Annotated in this window: 12 protein-coding genes, 6 tRNA genes and 3 rRNA genes; all 21 read right to left on the reverse strand. The window is 37.0% G+C overall.

Annotated features, from left to right (window positions below):
• Positions 1–64: 64 nt before the first annotated feature.
• Positions 65–544, reverse strand: coding sequence for a hypothetical protein (locus tag NRK67_06960; protein UUV19225.1), 480 nt, complete (start codon positions 542–544; stop codon positions 65–67).
• Positions 545–961: 417 nt separating this feature from the next.
• Entirely contained in the window at positions 962–1,138 is a 177-nt protein-coding gene (locus NRK67_06965; GenBank protein UUV19226.1) for a rubredoxin, read from the reverse strand.
• 34 nt (positions 1,139–1,172) lie between these two features.
• Positions 1,173–1,331, reverse strand: coding sequence for a rubredoxin (locus tag NRK67_06970; protein ID UUV19227.1), 159 nt, complete (start codon positions 1,329–1,331; stop codon positions 1,173–1,175).
• A 67-nt stretch (positions 1,332–1,398) separates the two neighbouring features.
• Positions 1,399–1,971, reverse strand: coding sequence for a rubrerythrin family protein (locus tag NRK67_06975; protein UUV19228.1), 573 nt, complete (start codon positions 1,969–1,971; stop codon positions 1,399–1,401).
• Positions 1,972–2,040: 69 nt separating this feature from the next.
• Positions 2,041–2,553 carry a ferritin gene (locus tag NRK67_06980; protein UUV19896.1) on the reverse strand — a complete coding sequence of 171 codons (513 nt, stop codon included), beginning with the start codon at positions 2,551–2,553 and terminating at the stop codon, positions 2,041–2,043.
• Positions 2,554–2,753: 200 nt separating this feature from the next.
• Complete coding sequence (locus NRK67_06985; protein ID UUV19229.1) at positions 2,754–3,176, reverse strand: transcriptional repressor; 423 nt, start codon at positions 3,174–3,176, stop codon at positions 2,754–2,756.
• A gap of 90 nt (positions 3,177–3,266) precedes the next feature.
• Positions 3,267–3,713: a GNAT family N-acetyltransferase gene (locus NRK67_06990; protein ID UUV19230.1), complete on the reverse strand. Its 447-nt coding sequence runs from the start codon at positions 3,711–3,713 to the stop codon at positions 3,267–3,269.
• Between the two features lie 27 nt (positions 3,714–3,740).
• A complete protein-coding gene (gene truA, locus NRK67_06995; protein ID UUV19231.1) occupies positions 3,741–4,472 on the reverse strand; it encodes a tRNA pseudouridine(38-40) synthase TruA in 732 nt (243 codons plus the stop codon).
• 101 nt (positions 4,473–4,573) lie between these two features.
• Positions 4,574–4,657 (reverse strand) — tRNA-Leu (locus NRK67_07000).
• Positions 4,658–4,664: 7 nt separating this feature from the next.
• Positions 4,665–4,740 (reverse strand) — tRNA-Lys (locus tag NRK67_07005).
• A 22-nt stretch (positions 4,741–4,762) separates the two neighbouring features.
• Positions 4,763–4,838: transfer RNA gene (locus tag NRK67_07010), tRNA-His, on the reverse strand.
• A gap of 7 nt (positions 4,839–4,845) precedes the next feature.
• Positions 4,846–4,921: transfer RNA gene (locus tag NRK67_07015), tRNA-Gly, on the reverse strand.
• Between the two features lie 24 nt (positions 4,922–4,945).
• Positions 4,946–5,022 (reverse strand) — tRNA-Pro (locus tag NRK67_07020).
• A 141-nt stretch (positions 5,023–5,163) separates the two neighbouring features.
• The gene (locus NRK67_07025; GenBank protein ID UUV19232.1) at positions 5,164–6,951 is read right to left on the reverse strand and encodes a 5'-nucleotidase C-terminal domain-containing protein; all 1,788 of its coding nucleotides are present in this window, start codon (positions 6,949–6,951) and stop codon (positions 5,164–5,166) included.
• A gap of 62 nt (positions 6,952–7,013) precedes the next feature.
• Entirely contained in the window at positions 7,014–9,026 is a 2,013-nt protein-coding gene (locus tag NRK67_07030; protein UUV19233.1) for a 5'-nucleotidase C-terminal domain-containing protein, read from the reverse strand.
• A gap of 30 nt (positions 9,027–9,056) precedes the next feature.
• Complete coding sequence (locus NRK67_07035; GenBank protein UUV19234.1) at positions 9,057–10,217, reverse strand: YibE/F family protein; 1,161 nt, start codon at positions 10,215–10,217, stop codon at positions 9,057–9,059.
• Positions 10,218–10,378: 161 nt separating this feature from the next.
• Positions 10,379–10,454, reverse strand: a tRNA-Lys gene (locus NRK67_07040).
• 24 nt (positions 10,455–10,478) lie between these two features.
• Positions 10,479–10,595: ribosomal RNA gene (gene rrf / locus NRK67_07045) — 5S ribosomal RNA — on the reverse strand.
• Between the two features lie 83 nt (positions 10,596–10,678).
• Positions 10,679–13,624 (reverse strand): 23S ribosomal RNA (locus NRK67_07050).
• A 286-nt stretch (positions 13,625–13,910) separates the two neighbouring features.
• A 16S ribosomal RNA gene (locus NRK67_07055) occupies positions 13,911–15,428 on the reverse strand.
• The 16S, 23S and 5S rRNA genes sit together here with 1 tRNA gene alongside, the layout of an rRNA operon.
• A 428-nt stretch (positions 15,429–15,856) precedes the next feature.
• Positions 15,857–17,848, reverse strand: coding sequence for a sulfatase-like hydrolase/transferase (locus tag NRK67_07060; GenBank protein ID UUV19235.1), 1,992 nt, complete (start codon positions 17,846–17,848; stop codon positions 15,857–15,859).
• Between the last annotated feature and the right edge of the window lie 21 nt (positions 17,849–17,869).

Here is a 17,869-nt window from a genome sequence, read left to right on the forward strand (position 1 = left end):
CCTTTCTTTTAGTGACTCTTGGCCAATTTTAAAATTTATAGTATTTTCAACATTTTTTAACTATTTAAATTAATTCCCACCTTTTCTCTGGCTGCAAATATTCCAAATCTATATTTTCATATATTTCATTTTCCACTGTATTTTCCATATCTATCTCCATTTCCTTTTCCTCATATATCCTCTTTATTAATTTTACATGGGGTTTAGGTCCTGTAGAGTGCCAGAGGGTATAATTAAAGTGTTTTGATGTTTCAGGAATCATATGAATAGATATTCCACTCTTCAATAAAAATTCATAATGATTTCTCCGCTTTTCGACTCCACTATATTTAGAAACTATTTCTAACACCTTTAGTTCCAGCTCTTTTAAATTTTCAACATCTATTTTTTTATCTTCATTTTTTCCCACTACTATATCTATATCCCCTATATCTATCCTCTTTCTTCTCAGGCTTCCAGTAACTTCACACCTATAATCATATTTTTTCAGGTATTTTTCCACCTTTTTATACTCTTTCATAGCAAACCGATAATCAAACCTCATCTTATTTCTCCTTAATGCTTTTTTTTAGTTTATCACAAAAAAGCCCTACCTCAAAATTTGAGATAGGGCAGCAGATAAATTAAAAATAAAAAAAGCTTACCAAATGTAAGCTTTTTTTCATCAATAATTCAATTGACACATATAGTCTTAAAAAGGGGGGCTTAAGCTCTACATGGATGTTCAAAGTCTCCCTTGAACTAATATAAGTATACTAGAGATCCGAAAAAAAGTCAACCTTTTTTCGAACATTTTATAAAAAAAATTCTATTTCTACACACAACTCCACTTTAAAATGTACTGTTTGCATACAAAACATTATTTTCGCATTTTAAACGTTATAAAGCTTTATTCAAAGACTAAACTTTACTTCCACTATTTTTAAATAAAAAAATACCTGCAAATTTGCAGGTACTTTTTTTATTCTGTCTTTTCAAATTCCAGCTTTTCAAACTGGTCTTTTCCTACTGCACATGGCGGACAAGTCCAGTCTTCCGGTACGTCTTCCCACTTTGTTCCCGGTGCTACCCCTGAATCAGGGTCTCCTAATTCTTCATCATACACATAACCGCATACCAAACATACCCATCTGTCCATATTCCCTCCAACTTTCTATTAATAGTTTATAGAACTACATCTTTTCGAATTGGTCTTTTCCTACTGCACATAGCGGACAAATCCAATCTTCCGGTACGTCTTCCCACTTTGTTCCTGGTGCTATCCCTGAATCAGGATCTCCAACTTCCGGATCGTATACATAACCACATACTATACATAACCATTTATCCATATATATTCCTCCTAGTTTTAAGTTATAAGTTACTCATTATTATATTACTCTATAATTTTAATTTTTCCTAATAATTATTTTCTTTAATCTCAAAATGACTTTGCGGATGAAGGCATGCAGGACACAACTCTAAAGCTTCCTCTCCTTCATGTACAAATCCACAATTTCTACACTTCCATCTAACTACACTTTTCTTTTTAAATACACCATTCTCTTCTAAGTTTGCCAGTAATTTTAAATACCTAGCCTCGTGCTCCTTCTCTACAGCTGCTATATTTCTATATGCTGCTGCAACGTCAGGAAACCCTTCTTTTTCTGCAACTTCTCCAAAATGAGGATATAACTCTGTCCACTCCTCATTTTCCCCGCATGCTGCATTTTTTAAATTTTCCTCAGTAGTTCCCACTTGGTTCGTTGGATAAGCAGCTGTAATTTCCAAGTCTCCCCCCTCTAAGAATCTAAAATATCTTTTGGCGTGTTGAACTTCATTATCTGCAGTTTCTAAAAAAATTGCTGCAATTTGCTCATACCCCTCTTTTTTAGCCTGCTTAGCATACATCTTGTATCTGTTGGTAGCTTGTGATTCACCAGCGAAAGACTTCAGTAAATTTTTTTCTGTTTCAGTACCTTTAATTGTCATAAATACCTCCCCTTACGGCTTGTAGCCGCATATTAAATTGATAATATATAAAGATAAAATTAAACTAATTTAAGCGTTTTCCTGTGTAGAATCTACAAATACCCTGTTCTGCATCTCTCTGTCCATCATAAACAAACCTGTTCCTTTGCCCTCAACCATCTTTAACTGCTCCAGCACAGAGGATACGTGAGCTTCCTCTTCTACCTGCTCATTTATATACCATTGAAGCATATTTATAGTCGCATAATCTTTCACCTCATGGGCTACTCCTAAAACTTCGTTGATGGATTCAGTTATAAACTTTTCATGTTTATAGGTATCTTCAAATACATCTATAGGGTCTTTCCACTCCACTTTTACAGCTGCTATTTCAGCTAATACAGCCCTTTCTCCCCTCTCTAATAAATAATCAAAAAGTTTTAATGCATGGGACATCTCCTCTTGATACTGCACCCTCATGTAGTTAGCAAAACCTGGTAAATTTTTAGAAGTAAGATAAGCATTCATCGATAGATACAGATGTGCAGAATACATCTCCTTATTAATTTGCTCATTTAAAATTTCCAGCATCCTTTTATTCATTGCCATTTTTTATTTCCTCCTAAAATTCAAACTAAATATAACTTTAATGAAATTACCTCTTTTAAAATCAATATAATTTTTATAAAGCACTTTTTTCTATACCAGCTTACACATTTTTTTCCTTTTTTTATCTTTATATAGTTAATAAAAATAATTCCCCATTAAAAATGAAGAATTATCTTTTTATTGTTCTACGAACATTATTTTTTTTTCTTTAAACATTCACCGCATACGCCTTTAAAATAAAGATGGTGTTCATTTATCTGAAAATTATCAAGTTCAGGAATATTTATTTTATCCATCCCTATATTAAGATCGCTGACCTCTCCACATTCATCACATTTAAAATGTCCATGTATACTTGTATCAGCATCATATCTAGTTTCATTTTCTTCTACTAAAATTACTATAGCAATCTTCTTTTCTACGAACAAATTTAATGTATTATATACTGTAGTTTTAGATAAAGTTGGTATTTCTGGAGCAAGACTCTTATACATCATATCTATTGTAGGATGGTTTTTATTTACTATTAAGTATTCGAAAATTTTCATCCTCTGATAAGATGGTCTTATATCATGACTTTTTAAATATGAACTTATTTTTTCTATATTTAACTTCATTTCTACCTCCTTTTAGATTGATATTTTGTAATGATTTCATATATAATTCTATTATATTTTTATTGTTTTGTCAACAAAATGATTTTTTTGCTATATTTCCCTGGCAAAATAAAGTCTGTCTACACCCTTTCCGTATTCATCCTTTAACATCTCTTTCATCTTAAATCCCAATTTTTTATATAGTTCTATAGCTGGTTTATTTTCCAAAGAAACTGTGAGCCCTATTTTTTTTATCTTATTTTCTCTAAATACTTTTACAGACTCTTCCAGGAGTTTTTTACCATATCCACATTTTCTATATTCTTTCTTTATGGAAAGTCCATATAAAAATATCTCGTCACCATCAAAATCTCTAATATATTCAGCTATTCCTATAACCTCATCTTCTATAACCAATACAAACACTTTTCCATATCGGATGATCGGCTTCAAGATCCATTCATCTACTCCGCCACTTACTCCAAAAACTTCTTTTTCAACCTCTATAATTTGCTCTATATATTTTTTATCTTTTGCTTCTATCTCCAAAAATTTCATTTTTTATCCCCCTAAAATAACCGCTAACTAATAGTTTATCTCATACAGATATAAACCTGATCCATCTACAACTATCTTTTCATCTTTAGGGTCAGGATTTTCTAATTTTTTTAACAGATAATCACAGGGTCTTTCATTAAAATACACAGCCAGAGAACTCCCTACCATTATCCTGATCTGTGTCTTTAGAAAAGCATTTCCTTTTATGTAGATCCCTATCTTATGGTTATCTTTCTTATAACATCTTATCTCAAAAATTTCCCTTACAGGATTGTTTCCACCACAATCCGTCATTCTAAAGCCATCGAAGTTATGTCTGCCTAAGAACACCTTCATTATAGCATATAGCTTATCTACATCGATTTTTTCTTTGACCTTAGTTAGATATCTAGTTTCAAACACACTTCTTTTGTGAGTCAATATAAATTCATAGGCTCTTGTCTTTGCTGAAAACCTGGAATGAAATTCCATATCTACATCTTCAACCTTTAATATTTTAATGTCTTTAGGAGTAATATTGTCAAGAGCATAAACCAGCCTATTCGCCGGGATTTTAGAATCGGTAACAAAGTTAGAAACTTGTTCAACTGCATGGACTCCTCTGTCAGTCCTTCCTGAACTTATTAAGTTTATCCTTTCCCTTATTATCTTATACAAACCTGATTCAAGTTCCCCTTGTACAGTTCGTCTATCTGGTTGTCTCTGGAATCCAAAAAAATCACTTCCATCATATTGGTAAACAAGTTTTATATTTCTCATTTTTTCATCTCCTAGATAAGGTTTTAATTTTATAATAAAAGGCATCTCTTTCTTAAAAAAAAAAAACTCTAGAATAAATTCTAGAGTTTAAAACTTTAACATGGTGCGGAGGGGGGGACTTGAACCCCCACGTCGAAGACACTAGATCCTAAGTCTAGCGCGTCTGCCAATTCCGCCACCCCCGCGTATGGATGGTGCGCCACACAGGGTTTGAACCTGTGACAACTCGATTAAAAGTCGAGTGCTCTACCAGCTGAGCTAGTGGCGCATAAATATAAAGTTTTTAAAATTGGGGTGGCTGACGGGGCTCGAACCCGCGACAACCAGTACCACAAACTGGCGCTCTACCAACTGAACTACAACCACCACATTTTGGAGCGGGAAACCAGGTTCGAACTGGCGACATTCAGCTTGGAAGGCTGACGCTCTACCAACTGAGCTATTCCCGCGTATCTTGGTATATTTTATTAAAATGGTCGGAACAATAGGATTCGAACCTATGACCCCCTGCTCCCAAGGCAGGTGCGCTACCGGGCTGCGCTATGCTCCGTTATTATCGTCCTCTCACGACAAGAATAATAATATCATAATAAAGATAAAGAGTCAACACTTTTCCACACTTTTTTTTTATTTTTTTCAAAAAATTTAAAATTTAAAAAAAAGAAGCCACTATGTGGCTTCTTTTAAAGGATTAATTTGCCTTTGGTAAAGCTATTTTTTCTCCTGCAAAAATTATATCCGGGTTTGTGATCTTTTTATTTTCTTTTAAGATTTCATCCATATCTATTCCTGTTTTTTCAGAAATTGATCTCAATGTATCCCCTGATTCTACTGTATATACTGAATCATCTGATACTTTTTTATCCATATTTTCAGTAATCTCTTCCTTACCTGCAAACACTCTTCCGTCTATAGTAGTATGAGTGATTCCATTAGCTTTAATATACTCTCCTAAGATCTCTTCAATACTCTCATATTCATTCACTGTCTTCTTTCCTTTTAAAGAGGCATACTTATCCCCACCTACAGCCATAAAGTCGTTTGTAGCTATCTTATAAGTTCTAGTTAGGTCTAATTTTTCTCCATTGTTAAATGTAACATCATAAACTTTATTTCCTACTTCGTTCATTGGATCAAATTTAAATGTAAATCCTGCTACATGCGGGAACGCTCCTCTAGCATCTGGATAAGATTGCACACCATTTTCAATAGCATCTTTTAGATCTTGACCAGTTATCTCTTTTACTACTACATAGTTTCCAAATGGTAATACCGATATGATATTTCCTCTAGTAATTGTTCCTTTTTGGATAGAAGCTCTTATTCCACCACCATTAGTTATAACACCTTCAGCTCCTGTTTTTGTTAACATAGCTTCTGTAATCATATCTCCTAAGTTAGTTTCTCCAGCTCTTACATCATTTCTTTCACCATCTAAAAGTACAGGAGTCTCTCCAACAACTACAGATGTAATCTTTTCATTCTCTGTATTTACTTCATTTATAATTGCTGTTACAGCAGGATCTTCTTCAACATTTTCCATTGCATATTCTTTAGTAAATAATTTTGCTGTCTCAACTTTTGATCCATCTTTACCTAATTTAACTGTTACTTCTCCTAAGTTCTTGTCATAGAATCCTGATTGAACAATAAGAGTTTCTTTTACCTTCATACCTTCTTCTAGAGTAGTGTGACTATGCCCGTCTACGATTAGATCTATTCCGTCTACTTCTTGAGCTAATTTAATACTTGTATAAACTGAATCTTCGTCTATACCTAGATGTGAAAGGGCTACGATATAGTTTACTCCTTCAGCTTTTAAAGCTTCTACAGACTCTTTAGCTGATGCGATAGGGTCATCAAAGGTAACAGCCTCTACATTGGTAGGATTAGTCTTATACGCTGTCTCAGGAGTTGCTAAACCAAAGATTCCTACTCTCACACCATTCGGTAAAGTTTTGATTGTGTATGGTTTAAATGCTTTTTCTCCTGTATCTTTATAAGTAAGATTTGATACCAATACTGGAAAGTTCATTGTATTTTGTAATTTTTCAATTCTATCCAATCCATAGTTATAGTCATGATTTCCTGTTGTCATAGCGTCATAACCCATTTCATTCATAACTCTTACAACTGATGCTCCCTTAGTTAAAGCTGCAAATACAGTTCCATGAATTGTATCACCTGCATCTAAAAATAATACATTAGGGTCTTCTGCTCTGGTTTGCTTAACCATAGTACTTACTCTGGCTAATCCCATTCCGTCATATTTACCTGCATCTACCCTTCCATGAATATCGTTTACATGCATTACTTTAAACTCTACATCTTCATTTACAACTAACTTCTCAGTTGCCACTACATCTACTTTGTCCCCTGCTACTTTACTAGGTTCATCTGTTTTTGTAGTTTTTCCACATGCCACCACTAAAAGTAACATCATTGCCGATAAGATCTTAACAAATTTTTTCATCATCATTTTTTCCTCCCTATTTATATATATATTTAAAAGGTACAGATAAATTCTGTACCTTTTTAAATTTAATTTGCAGGAATTACTAATTCTTCCCCAACCATTATTATATCTGCATCTTTTATATTTTTATTCTCTTTTAAAATTTCAGAAATTTTAAGATCAAATTTATTAGCTATTTCTCCTAAAGTATCTCCAGCTTTAACCGTATACGATGCAACTTCTTCTGCAACGACATAATCCTTTAAATTGATAGATTTAACATTAACTGTTCTTCCATCAGCTGATCTAGGAATAACTATCTTCCCTTCTCTGATCATCTCATAGATAGCATCTCTTTCTGGATAATCTAATTTAACGCCAATTATTTCCCAGTTGTTATGTACAATAGGATCTAATTTTCCATTTTTTTCTTCCTTTGTATATTTGATAATTAGATCTCTTATTCTTCCTGCATCTTGCATAGTTTCATAAGAATCATAATATTTATCTTCAGGTTTTACCCATCCATTCTTAGTTAATGTACCAAATCTATAGTTATTTACCGCCACCTTATAGATCTTAGCCAGGTCGATAGCTTCACCGTTAATCGTTGGATCTACTACTCTATTTCCTGCATCTTTAGACAGGTCAACTTTATAGTTTACCCCTGCAAACATATCATAGTTATAGCCTCTTACATCTTCATTAAATGAGATAGTCACATCCCCTTCATTCCAAGTATTATAATATGACATAGACCACTCCATAAACTTAAGTAAATTTTCACCAGTCATATTTACTCCAACTAAAGTGTTTGCATATTTATAGATATTAGCCACATCTTTATTATGGAAATTCCCTGCTTTTAAGTTAGCTTCCGCCTTAAAGAATGCCGCTGATGATACATCTGCTCCTGCATATTTCAATTGTACATCATTTATTAGATCTATAACAGCATTTGGCTGTAATTGAGCTGTAGGCATAGTAGTTACCTTGTCTTCACCAGTTATAAAATCCGGTCTGGCTATAAATGTTTCACTAACTTCTCCAATCACTGTATTTGCTACAGCTTTAGCCTGATCATCTACATATTTAAATTCGTCTAATATCTTTTGATCTGCTTCAATTGTTTTAGTCTGAATATTTTCTACATCTATCCCTTTAACAACCCATTTCCCTTCTTCTTTCTTCACATGAATATCAGCTTTAGATACTGCCCAACCTGCAAATCCAGGTTCTACAATTGGAGTGTTATTTATATTTTCAACATATTTAGCATGCTCATGTCCACCAAATATAACATCAAATTCAGGTACTTTGTTAGCCAGATCATAGATCCCGGCTCCACCATATTCATCTTCTCTTCCCATATGGAAAGATCCAACCAAGATATCATACTGACCGTCTAATTCTTTTACAGTTTCCTGTACAGATTTCAATATTTCATTGAACTCCAACCCTTTAAAGTGACTAGGAGAAGATGATTCCCACATAGGTACATATGGAGGGATAACTCCTACTACAGCTACTCTGGCTCCATTTACATTAAAAATTTGATATGGATTTACATAGTTTGATCCATCCTTTTTATTTTTAATATTAGCTGAAAGTACAGTTCCGTTAAAGTTTGATATATTTCTCTCAATGAACTCTTTTTCAAAGTTAAATTCGTGGTTTCCTAAAGTCCAAATATCATAGCCTATACTGTTCATAGCTTCTACCATTGGATGCACTTCAAGGTCATTAAATAATTCCGATGAGTTATCCTGAACTGTATCTCCATCATCCATCAATATCATATTTGGGTTTTCTGCTCTTAAAGAGTTAACGATAGTTGATACTTTGGCTAAACCTGCATCATCATCTTTACCGTCTATTGCATAATCATAAGGATAAATTCTGCCATGTACGTCTGAAGTTGCTGCTACTCTGATAGTCTGTTCCGCTACCTCTTCCTCACCTTTAACTATAACTTCATGGGTTACCACCCTCTCAGTCATCTCCATTTTTACCGGTTCTTTCTTTTCTACCGACACATCATTTGAATTACAAGCCATAAAAACACTTGTTATCAACGCTGCCATTAAAAACTTTTTCATCTTTCCCTCCTTGTTTTTTATATTAAAATTTTATTCTACAACTAATTTTTTTCTTTTTTTGAATAGTCCGCCTTTTTTTCTTATCAGATAGACAGAGATACTGGCTGTTATAGGAACTGTCAAAACTATTCCTATACTTCCGGATAAGGCCTGAATCAACTCTATTGCTATCACCGGCATATTTATAAACTGCTTGGTATTCATCTGAAATCCCCAAATCATAAGCATGAGATTCAACGAACTTCCGGTAAAAGCCAGAATCAATGTATTGGTCATCGTCCCCATTATATCTTTTCCTATATCCATAAGTGACATAAAGAGGTCATCCAGATGAATATCCGGATTTCTTTTGCATAGTTCATTGCATGACGATGCAATAGACATGGCCACATCATTGATAGCCCCTAAAGATGCTATCAATATAGAGGTAAACATAAGACCGTTTATCTTCACATGGTAATCCGCTGCCAGATATAAGATCTGTTCACCTTTTTCCATATGGATTCCTGTTAATTTAGCTAAATTCCCAAATATGTAGGAGATTATTCCAGAGATCATTACCCCTGCAATAGTTCCCAGAATAGCCGAATAAGTTTTCCTGTTAAAATCACCTATCAATAAAAATGTTACCACTGTTATTATTGAACATAATAATATTGCCCAAGGAATAGGGTTGCCGCCCCGAAATATAATAGGGATAAGAATAAATATTATAACTACTCCTGTAAATACAAGGGACAATATCGATTTGATTCCGCTTAACCGTCCAAAAACAATTAAACTTAAACAAAATAAGCCAATCAATACATAAATATACCGATCCATCTTATAGTTATAGAACCATACATGTTCCTTCCCGTCTTTTTCTCTAATCGTAAATATCGCTTTCATTCCTGGTTTCGCAAATATATTATGCCTGTTGCTTAACACATTTATTACACTGTATATCTGATCTTTATGCAATCCTTCTAATATTTTAACCTCTATCTTTTGTTTCCCAACATACCTTCCTGGGATCAATGGATCCGGGTTTATAGTTTCTTCCTTTATGGATAAAACTTCTCCATCTACAAATTCATAGTTAAAATATTTCTGTACTCCGAAATTTTTATTTACTGCCAGCGATGTATAAATTATCCCTATAATAGATAAAACTACCATAACTATCAATATTTTTTTATGCTTTGTCATCCTAAAATCATCCTTTTTTCGTCATTTAAAAACATTTTTTTATTTTTTCACATTGTATTTAAGTATAAACTAAGCTACTACTTTTTTCAAGTTTTATAAAAAATAAAATAACAAAAAAAGCCATCAAAATTAATTGATGACTCCGGTATTTATATTGGTTATGGTGCGCCACACAGGGTTTGAACCTGTGACAACTCGATTAAAAGTCGAGTGCTCTACCAGCTGAGCTAGTGGCGCATATTTTTACAAAAAATAAAAAAGACTTGGCAAGTTCCTATCCTCCCAAGGGGCTGCCCCCTAAGTACTTTCGGCGTTTACGGACTTAACTTCTGGGTTCGGAATGTGACCAGGTGTACCCCCGTAGCTTTTCTTACCAAGCTTACTTTCTTATTGAATATTGTTAAACATTCAAAACTATATAATAATGTTTCATAAATTAACTTTCTAAAAATCATTTTCTTTAGGTAAAGTGTTCGTCATATTAGTATTGGTCAGCTAAAGACTTCACAGCCCTTACACCCCCAACCTATCAACCTCCTAGTCTCGAAGGTGACTTATCAATGATAGAATACTTATCTCTGAGTTGGCTTCCCGCTTAGATGCTTTCAGCGGTTATCCATTCCAAACGTGACTACCCAGCTATGCCATTGGCATGACAACTGGTACATTAGAGGTTTGTCCATCCCGGTCCTCTCGTACTAAGGACAGATCTCATCAATATTCTTACGCCTACAGTGGATAGGGACCGAACTGTCTCACGACGTTCTGAACCCAGCTCACGTACCGCTTTAATGGGCGAACAGCCCAACCCTTGGGACCTTCTCCAGCCCCAGGATGCGATGAGCCGACATCGAGGTGCCAAACTTTGCCGTCGATATGGACTCTCGGGCAAAATCAGCCTGTTATCCCCGGGGTAGCTTTTATCCGTTGAGCGATGGCCCTTCCATTCGGAACCACCGGATCACTATGTCCTGCTTTCGCACCTGCTCGATGTGTCTATCTCACAGTCAAGCTCCCTTATGCCATTGCACTCTTCGGTTGATTTCCATCCAACCTGAGGGAACCTTTGAACGCCTCCGTTACTCTTTCGGAGGCGACCGCCCCAGTCAAACTACCCACCTAGCACTGTCTCCATGATTACACATCACAGATTAGAATCAAAATGTTATATGGTTGGTATTCCACCAGCGACTCATATACAGCTAGCGCCATATAATCACAGTCTCCCAACTATCCTATACACATAACATCTCAACCCAATACCAAGCTATAGTAAAGCTCCACGGGGTCTTTCCGTCCTACTGTAGGTAACCGGTATCTTCACCGGTAGTACAATTTCACCAGGCCTCCCGCCAAGACAGCATTCGAGTCATTACACCATTCGTGCAGGTCGGAACTTACCCGACAAGGAATTTCGCTACCTTAGGACCGTTATAGTTACGGCCGCCGTTCACCGGGGCTTCAATTTGAGTCGCTAAACCCTCCTCTTAACCTTCCGGCACTGGGCAGGTGTCAGCCCATATACATCGCCTTTCAGCTTAGCATAGACCTGTGTTTTTGCTAAACAGTTGCTCGAATCTCTTCACTGCGGCCATCAAAAGCTCAAAATCGCGTGTATTTATCACCTTTAATGGCACCCCTTCTCCCGAAGTTACGGGGCCATTTTGCAGAGTTCCTTAGCGAGAGTTAGCCTGTACGCCTTAGATTTCTCATCCTAACCACCTGTGTCGGTTTACGGTACGGGCACTATAATTCTCAATAGAAGCTTTTCTCGGCAGCGTGGGATTTGTACCTTCGTGTTCATTACAAACACTCCGCATCACACCTCAGATCTAAAACCGTGGATTTTCCTGCGGTTCCATCCTACATGCTTACACAGACATATCCAACAGTCTGCGCACATACCCTTCTGCGTCCCTCCATCTCTCAAACAAATTACAGTGGCGCAGTAATATTAAACTGCTTTCCATTCGCCTACGCAATCTAGCCTCGGCTTAGGTCCCGGCTTACCCAGAGAAGACAAGCTTTACTCTGGAAACCTTGGTTTTCCGGCGAGAGGGATTCTCACCCTCTTTCTCTCGCTACTCATTCCTGCATTCTCACTTCCGATACCTCCAGATTGGGTTACCCCTTATCCTTCAACGGCCTACGGAACGCTCTCCTACCAGTCTACACATAGTGTATACTCCACAACTTCGGTTTATATCTTAGCCCCGTTACATTGTCGGCGCAGAGACTCTCGACCAGTGAGCTATTACGCACTCTTTAAATGTATGGCTGCTTCTAAGCCAACATCCTGGTTGTTTCAGAATCTCCACCTCCTTTCCCACTTAGATATAATTTGGGACCTTAGTTGGTGGTCTGGGCTGTTTCCCTTTTGACCATGGATCTTAGTACCCATAGTCTCACTCCTGATCTCTTGAAATATGGTATTCGGAGTTTGATTGATTTCGCTAAGCAATATGCCCGCTAGACCATTCAGTGCTCTACCCCCATATTTAAACAATCAAGGCTGCACCTAAATGCATTTCGGAGAGAACGAGCTATCTCCTGGTTCGATTGGCTTTTCACCCCTATACCTACCTCATCCCCCGGCTTTTCAACGACGGTGGGTTCAGACCTCCACTGTGTCTTACCACAGCTTCATCTTGGACAGGCATAGATCACCAGGTTTCGCGTCTACAACCAACGACTAATTCGCCCTATTCAGACTCGGTTTCCCTTCGGCTCCGTTATACTTAACCTCGCCATTGATCGTAACTCGCAGGATCATTCTCCAAAAGGCACGCCATCACACGCCCGAAGGCTCTGCTCTGACCGCTTGTAAGCACACGGTTTCAGGTTCTATTTCACTCCCCTCCCGGGGTTCTTTTCACCTTTCCCTCACGGTACTATTCACTATCGGTTAGTAAGAGTATTTAGCCTTACGAGATATGGTCCTCGCTGATTCACACAGGGTTTCTCGTGTCCCGTGCTACTTGGGATTACAGTGACTTGCTAACATAAGTTCCCTATACAGGACTATCACCTTCTACGGTTGAACTTTCCAGTTCATTCTAGTACCTTTGTTAGTCAAGCGCAGACTTTGCAGATCTGCTACTCTGTATCCCACTACCCCCAACAAGCAACGCCTGCATGCTATCACACTTGTTCGGTTTGGGCTCTTCCCCGTTCGCTCGCCGCTACTTAGGGAATCGTTTTTACTTTCTCTTCCTCGGATTACTTAGATGTTTCAGTTCATCCGGTTCCCGTTTCCACACTAGTTCTTCAAACTAGTAGGTTTACCCATTCGGAAATCTAAGACTATTACGCTCAATTGCAGCTTGTCTTAGCTTATCGCAGCTTATCACGTCCTTCATCGGCTCTTACTACCAAGGCATTCTCCGTGCGCCCTTAATTTCTTAACCTATTATTAAAATAGAATTTTAATATTTTTTGCTTAATTTGTTTTTAGAATTTTTGAAATCTAATTATCGTTCAGTTATTTCTAACTCTTCGTTAATTATTGTTACACTCTCGTGTAACTGAAGATCTAATAAAATTGTTAATTTATTATTTCATTACTATATAGTTTTCAATGTCCAACTGGTATTTTCTCTCAAAAAAGAGAACATTACCAAATAAATAGAGAAAGAGCAGTATAAATATTCTTTATGTAATACCATTTGCATGGCCTCATAAAGTGCTCCTTAGAAAGGAGGTGATCCATCCGCACCTTCCGGTACGGATACCTTGTTACGACTTCACCCCAATCGCTAATCACACCTTAGGAACATCCCTCCATAAATGGTTAGGCCTGCTACTTTAGGTGCAACCAACTCTCGTGGTGTGACGGGCGGTGTGTACAAGACCCGAGAACGTATTCACCGCGACATTGCTGATTCGCGATTACTAGCGATTCCAACTTCACGCAGTCGAGTTGCAGACTGCGATCCGAACTAAGATTGGCTTTCTGAGATTTGCTCCACGTCGCCGTATTGCTGCTCTCTGTACCAACCATTGTAGCACGTGTGTAGCCCAGCACATAAGGGGCATGATGACTTGACGTCATCCCCACCTTCCTCCTGCTCGTCGCAGGCAGTCTCGCATGAGTCCCCAACTTAATGATGGTAACATACGATAGGGGTTGCGCTCGTTGCGGGACTTAACCCAACATCTCACGACACGAGCTGACGACAGCCATGCACCACCTGTATCAACGTTCCACCGAAGCGGCACCAAGTCATCTCTGACGAGTTCGTTGTATGTCAAGTGCTGGTAAGGTTCCTCGCGTTGCGTCGAATTAAACCACATGCTCCACCGCTTGTGCGGGTCCCCGTCAATTCCTTTGAGTTTCACACTTGCGTGCGTACTCCCCAGGCGGTTCACTTATCGCGTTAGCTTCGGCACAGAGGTTCGACCCCTACACCCAGTGAACATCGTTTACGGCGTGGACTACCAGGGTATCTAATCCTGTTCGCTCCCCACGCTTTCGAGCTTTAGCGTCAGTATCTGTCCAGTGAGCTGTCTTCACTATCGGCATTCCTACAAATATCTACGAATTTCACCTCTACACTTGTAGTTCCGCCCACCTCTCCAGTACTCTAGCCTGCCAGTTTCAAACGCAATACGGAGTTGAGCCCCGCATTTTCACATCTGACTTAACAAGCCGCCTAGACTCGCTTTACGCCCAATAATTCCGGATAACGCTTGCGACATACGTATTACCGCGGCTGCTGGCACGTATTTAGCCGTCGCTTCTTCTGGTGGTACCGTCACTTTCTTCTTCCCACCTGAAAGCACTTTACAATCCGAAGACCTTCATCGTGCACACAGAATTGCTGGATCAGACTTTTGGTCCATTGTCCAATATTCCCCACTGCTGCCTCCCGTAGGAGTAAGGGCCGTGTCTCAGTCCCCTTGTGGCCGTTCACCCTCTCAGGCCGGCTATCCATCGTCGGCTTGGTAGGCCATTACCCTACCAACTACCTAATGGAACGCAAAGTTCTCCTCCAGCGCATATAGCTTTCATAAGTTCTTGATGCCAAGATCTCATAATATCCGGTATTAGCTAACCTTTCGATTAGTTGTCCCAGTCTGAAGGGCAAATTCTTTACGCGTTACTCACCCGTCCGCCACCGTACTATCTTCCGAAGAAGAATTCCAGTCGACTTGCATGTGTTAAGCATTCTGTCAGCGTTCATCCTGAGCCAGGATCAAACTCTACATTCAAATTTATATCCTAACTTCATAAATGAAGTTTAGCTATCTATTAAAAGATAATTATTTTTATAGTGGTTCATTCCACTGTACACCTTAATCGATTGTTTGAAAACAAAGTTTCAAACGACAATTGAGTTTTTAATTTACACTTTCTTTCTCTATTTAATTGCTAATGTCCTATTAAACGTCTCGCTTCAAGTCGCTTTCGCTTTCTCTCGCGGACAAGAATAAGTATACCGCGTTTACTACTTTTCGTCAAGACTTTTTTTTATTTATTTTTATTTTTATTTATTTAACCATCTCTACCCCTAATTTTAATCTTAATTAAAACTAAGCTTAATACGTCCTTTCGTAATTAGACGACCATAAAAAAAGAACCTCTAAATTGATGCAAAGTTAACTTTACATCAATTTAGAGGTTCTTATAAACTTCGGGGTTAATTTAATTGTTGATTTTCTTTACCAAAAGTCCCTTCTTTTTCCTGTTCTATAGATAACTCCAAAAATGTTCTGGTTTTTTTTCTATAATTTTCTAAATCTACACCTTTTACTACTTTATTATCTTTTTTATTTAAAAGTTTGTCTTTTTTCCCGATTATATCCTCTATATAGATATAATCTTTATCTATAACACCTACATACTGAGTGTCAACTACATAAGCAAACTCTTTTTTATTATCTTTTAAAAATAAATTTTGTCCCCATGTAGAATGTTCATATTTACCACCTAATATCCCCATAAGAGTTGGTAATATATCTGCTTGGGAACCCAAAGCTTCTATAACCTGAGGTCTTATCAATTGTTTATTAGGACTCCATATTAATAGTGGATTAGTAAATTTTTTCCAATCTATTTCAACTGGCACACTCCTATTTGCCCCATGATCTGCCACAAATATAAATATAGTATTTTTAGCCCATTCTTCGTTCTTGACAGAATCTGTAAACCTGCCAATGGCATAGTCTGCAAAAGCAACGCCATCATACTTTTTATACATCATTGGATACTTTTTTCCACTATGAGTTTTGAATTTTTCCGGGACATCATAGGGCGAATGATTACTTAAGGTAAATACTTCTGTAAAAAAAGGCTGTTTCATCCTCTTTAGATCATAACTCATCTTATCAAAGACCTTGTCATCAGGGACTCCCCAGGCGATAGTTCTATCCTCTCTGGAAAAACTTTTTACATCGGATATTTCATCAATACCACTCCTTACTAAAAACGCCTTCATATTGTCAAATTCAATATCTCCACCATAATAGAAACTGGTGTTATACCCACGATTTTTTAATATATCAGGGATAGAGTAAAAAGTTCTTCTGCCCACTATAGATTTTTTTATCAAAGCTTGTCCATAACTAGACGGGTATCCAGTTATCGCACTGACTACTCCTCTATTAGACCTTTTCCCAGTGGAGTAAATATTTTTAAAAATAATTCCCTCTTCAGCCAACTTGTTATAGTTAGGTGTTAGATCTGGTTCGAACCCCAAAGCTCCTATATTTACTCCCATAAAACTCTCCATAAGAACCATCACCACATTAGGCTTTATTATAGGTTTTTGTGTATCAGTAACCCTTCTCAATATATTTTTTCCAGGCAGATAGGTATCCTGTGACTGAGTCAGATAACCCCTCATATTAGTTTTTAGCTCCTCTGAAGAAAATCTCTTTTTTACAGAGTCAGCATTGCTTGATTTCATGTTCCTGTTTACATCCACCGACTGCAATAGTGCAAATACCCCATTAAGTGCTATTTGGTTAGCAAAATAATTCTGAGAGAACTCAGCCCTTCCCCATGTAAGGGTAGCCCCTGTTATTCCCCCTCTGGCACTTATTACAAAAATAGGTACAGCCACAATAATAACTATAGAAGATTTTATTACCTCTAAAAAATTAAATTCTAGATTCCTATTACTCACCTTATTAAAATTAATTATTGAACAAGCGGTATAGATTATAACCGTCAACAAAATCCATAGAATAATCTTTATAACAGGATATTCCACCCAAAACGTTGACCAAATTTCATGCATATGACCTGTATATCCAAAAACTGTAATATCAGCATGATGGGTAAACGTATTATAATACCAGATATCCAATATCATTATAGTAAAGAAAATAAGTCCTATTATAAAAGAATACAGATGGTGTAAACACCTACCAATTATCCCCAATCTTATTACAGACAAAACTTTATATAGAATATATACAGCTAACGACCCTAAAAGAATATAGGAACTCAGAGCACTGTCAAATATCAACCCATATTCAAAACTTCCGATATAATCCCTGAGATCTCCTCTTTCTTTTAAAGGAATGTTTACATATACAAATAATAATTTATTTATCGTTATCAAAATTAAAAGCAACAAATACTGATAAACTATATACTTAACTAATCCAACTTTTTCTTTTACCATCTTAATTTTTCTCCTATTCTT

Source organism: Fusobacteria bacterium ZRK30, from assembly GCA_024628785.1.
Lineage (GTDB): Bacteria > Fusobacteriota > Fusobacteriia > Fusobacteriales > Fusobacteriaceae > Psychrilyobacter.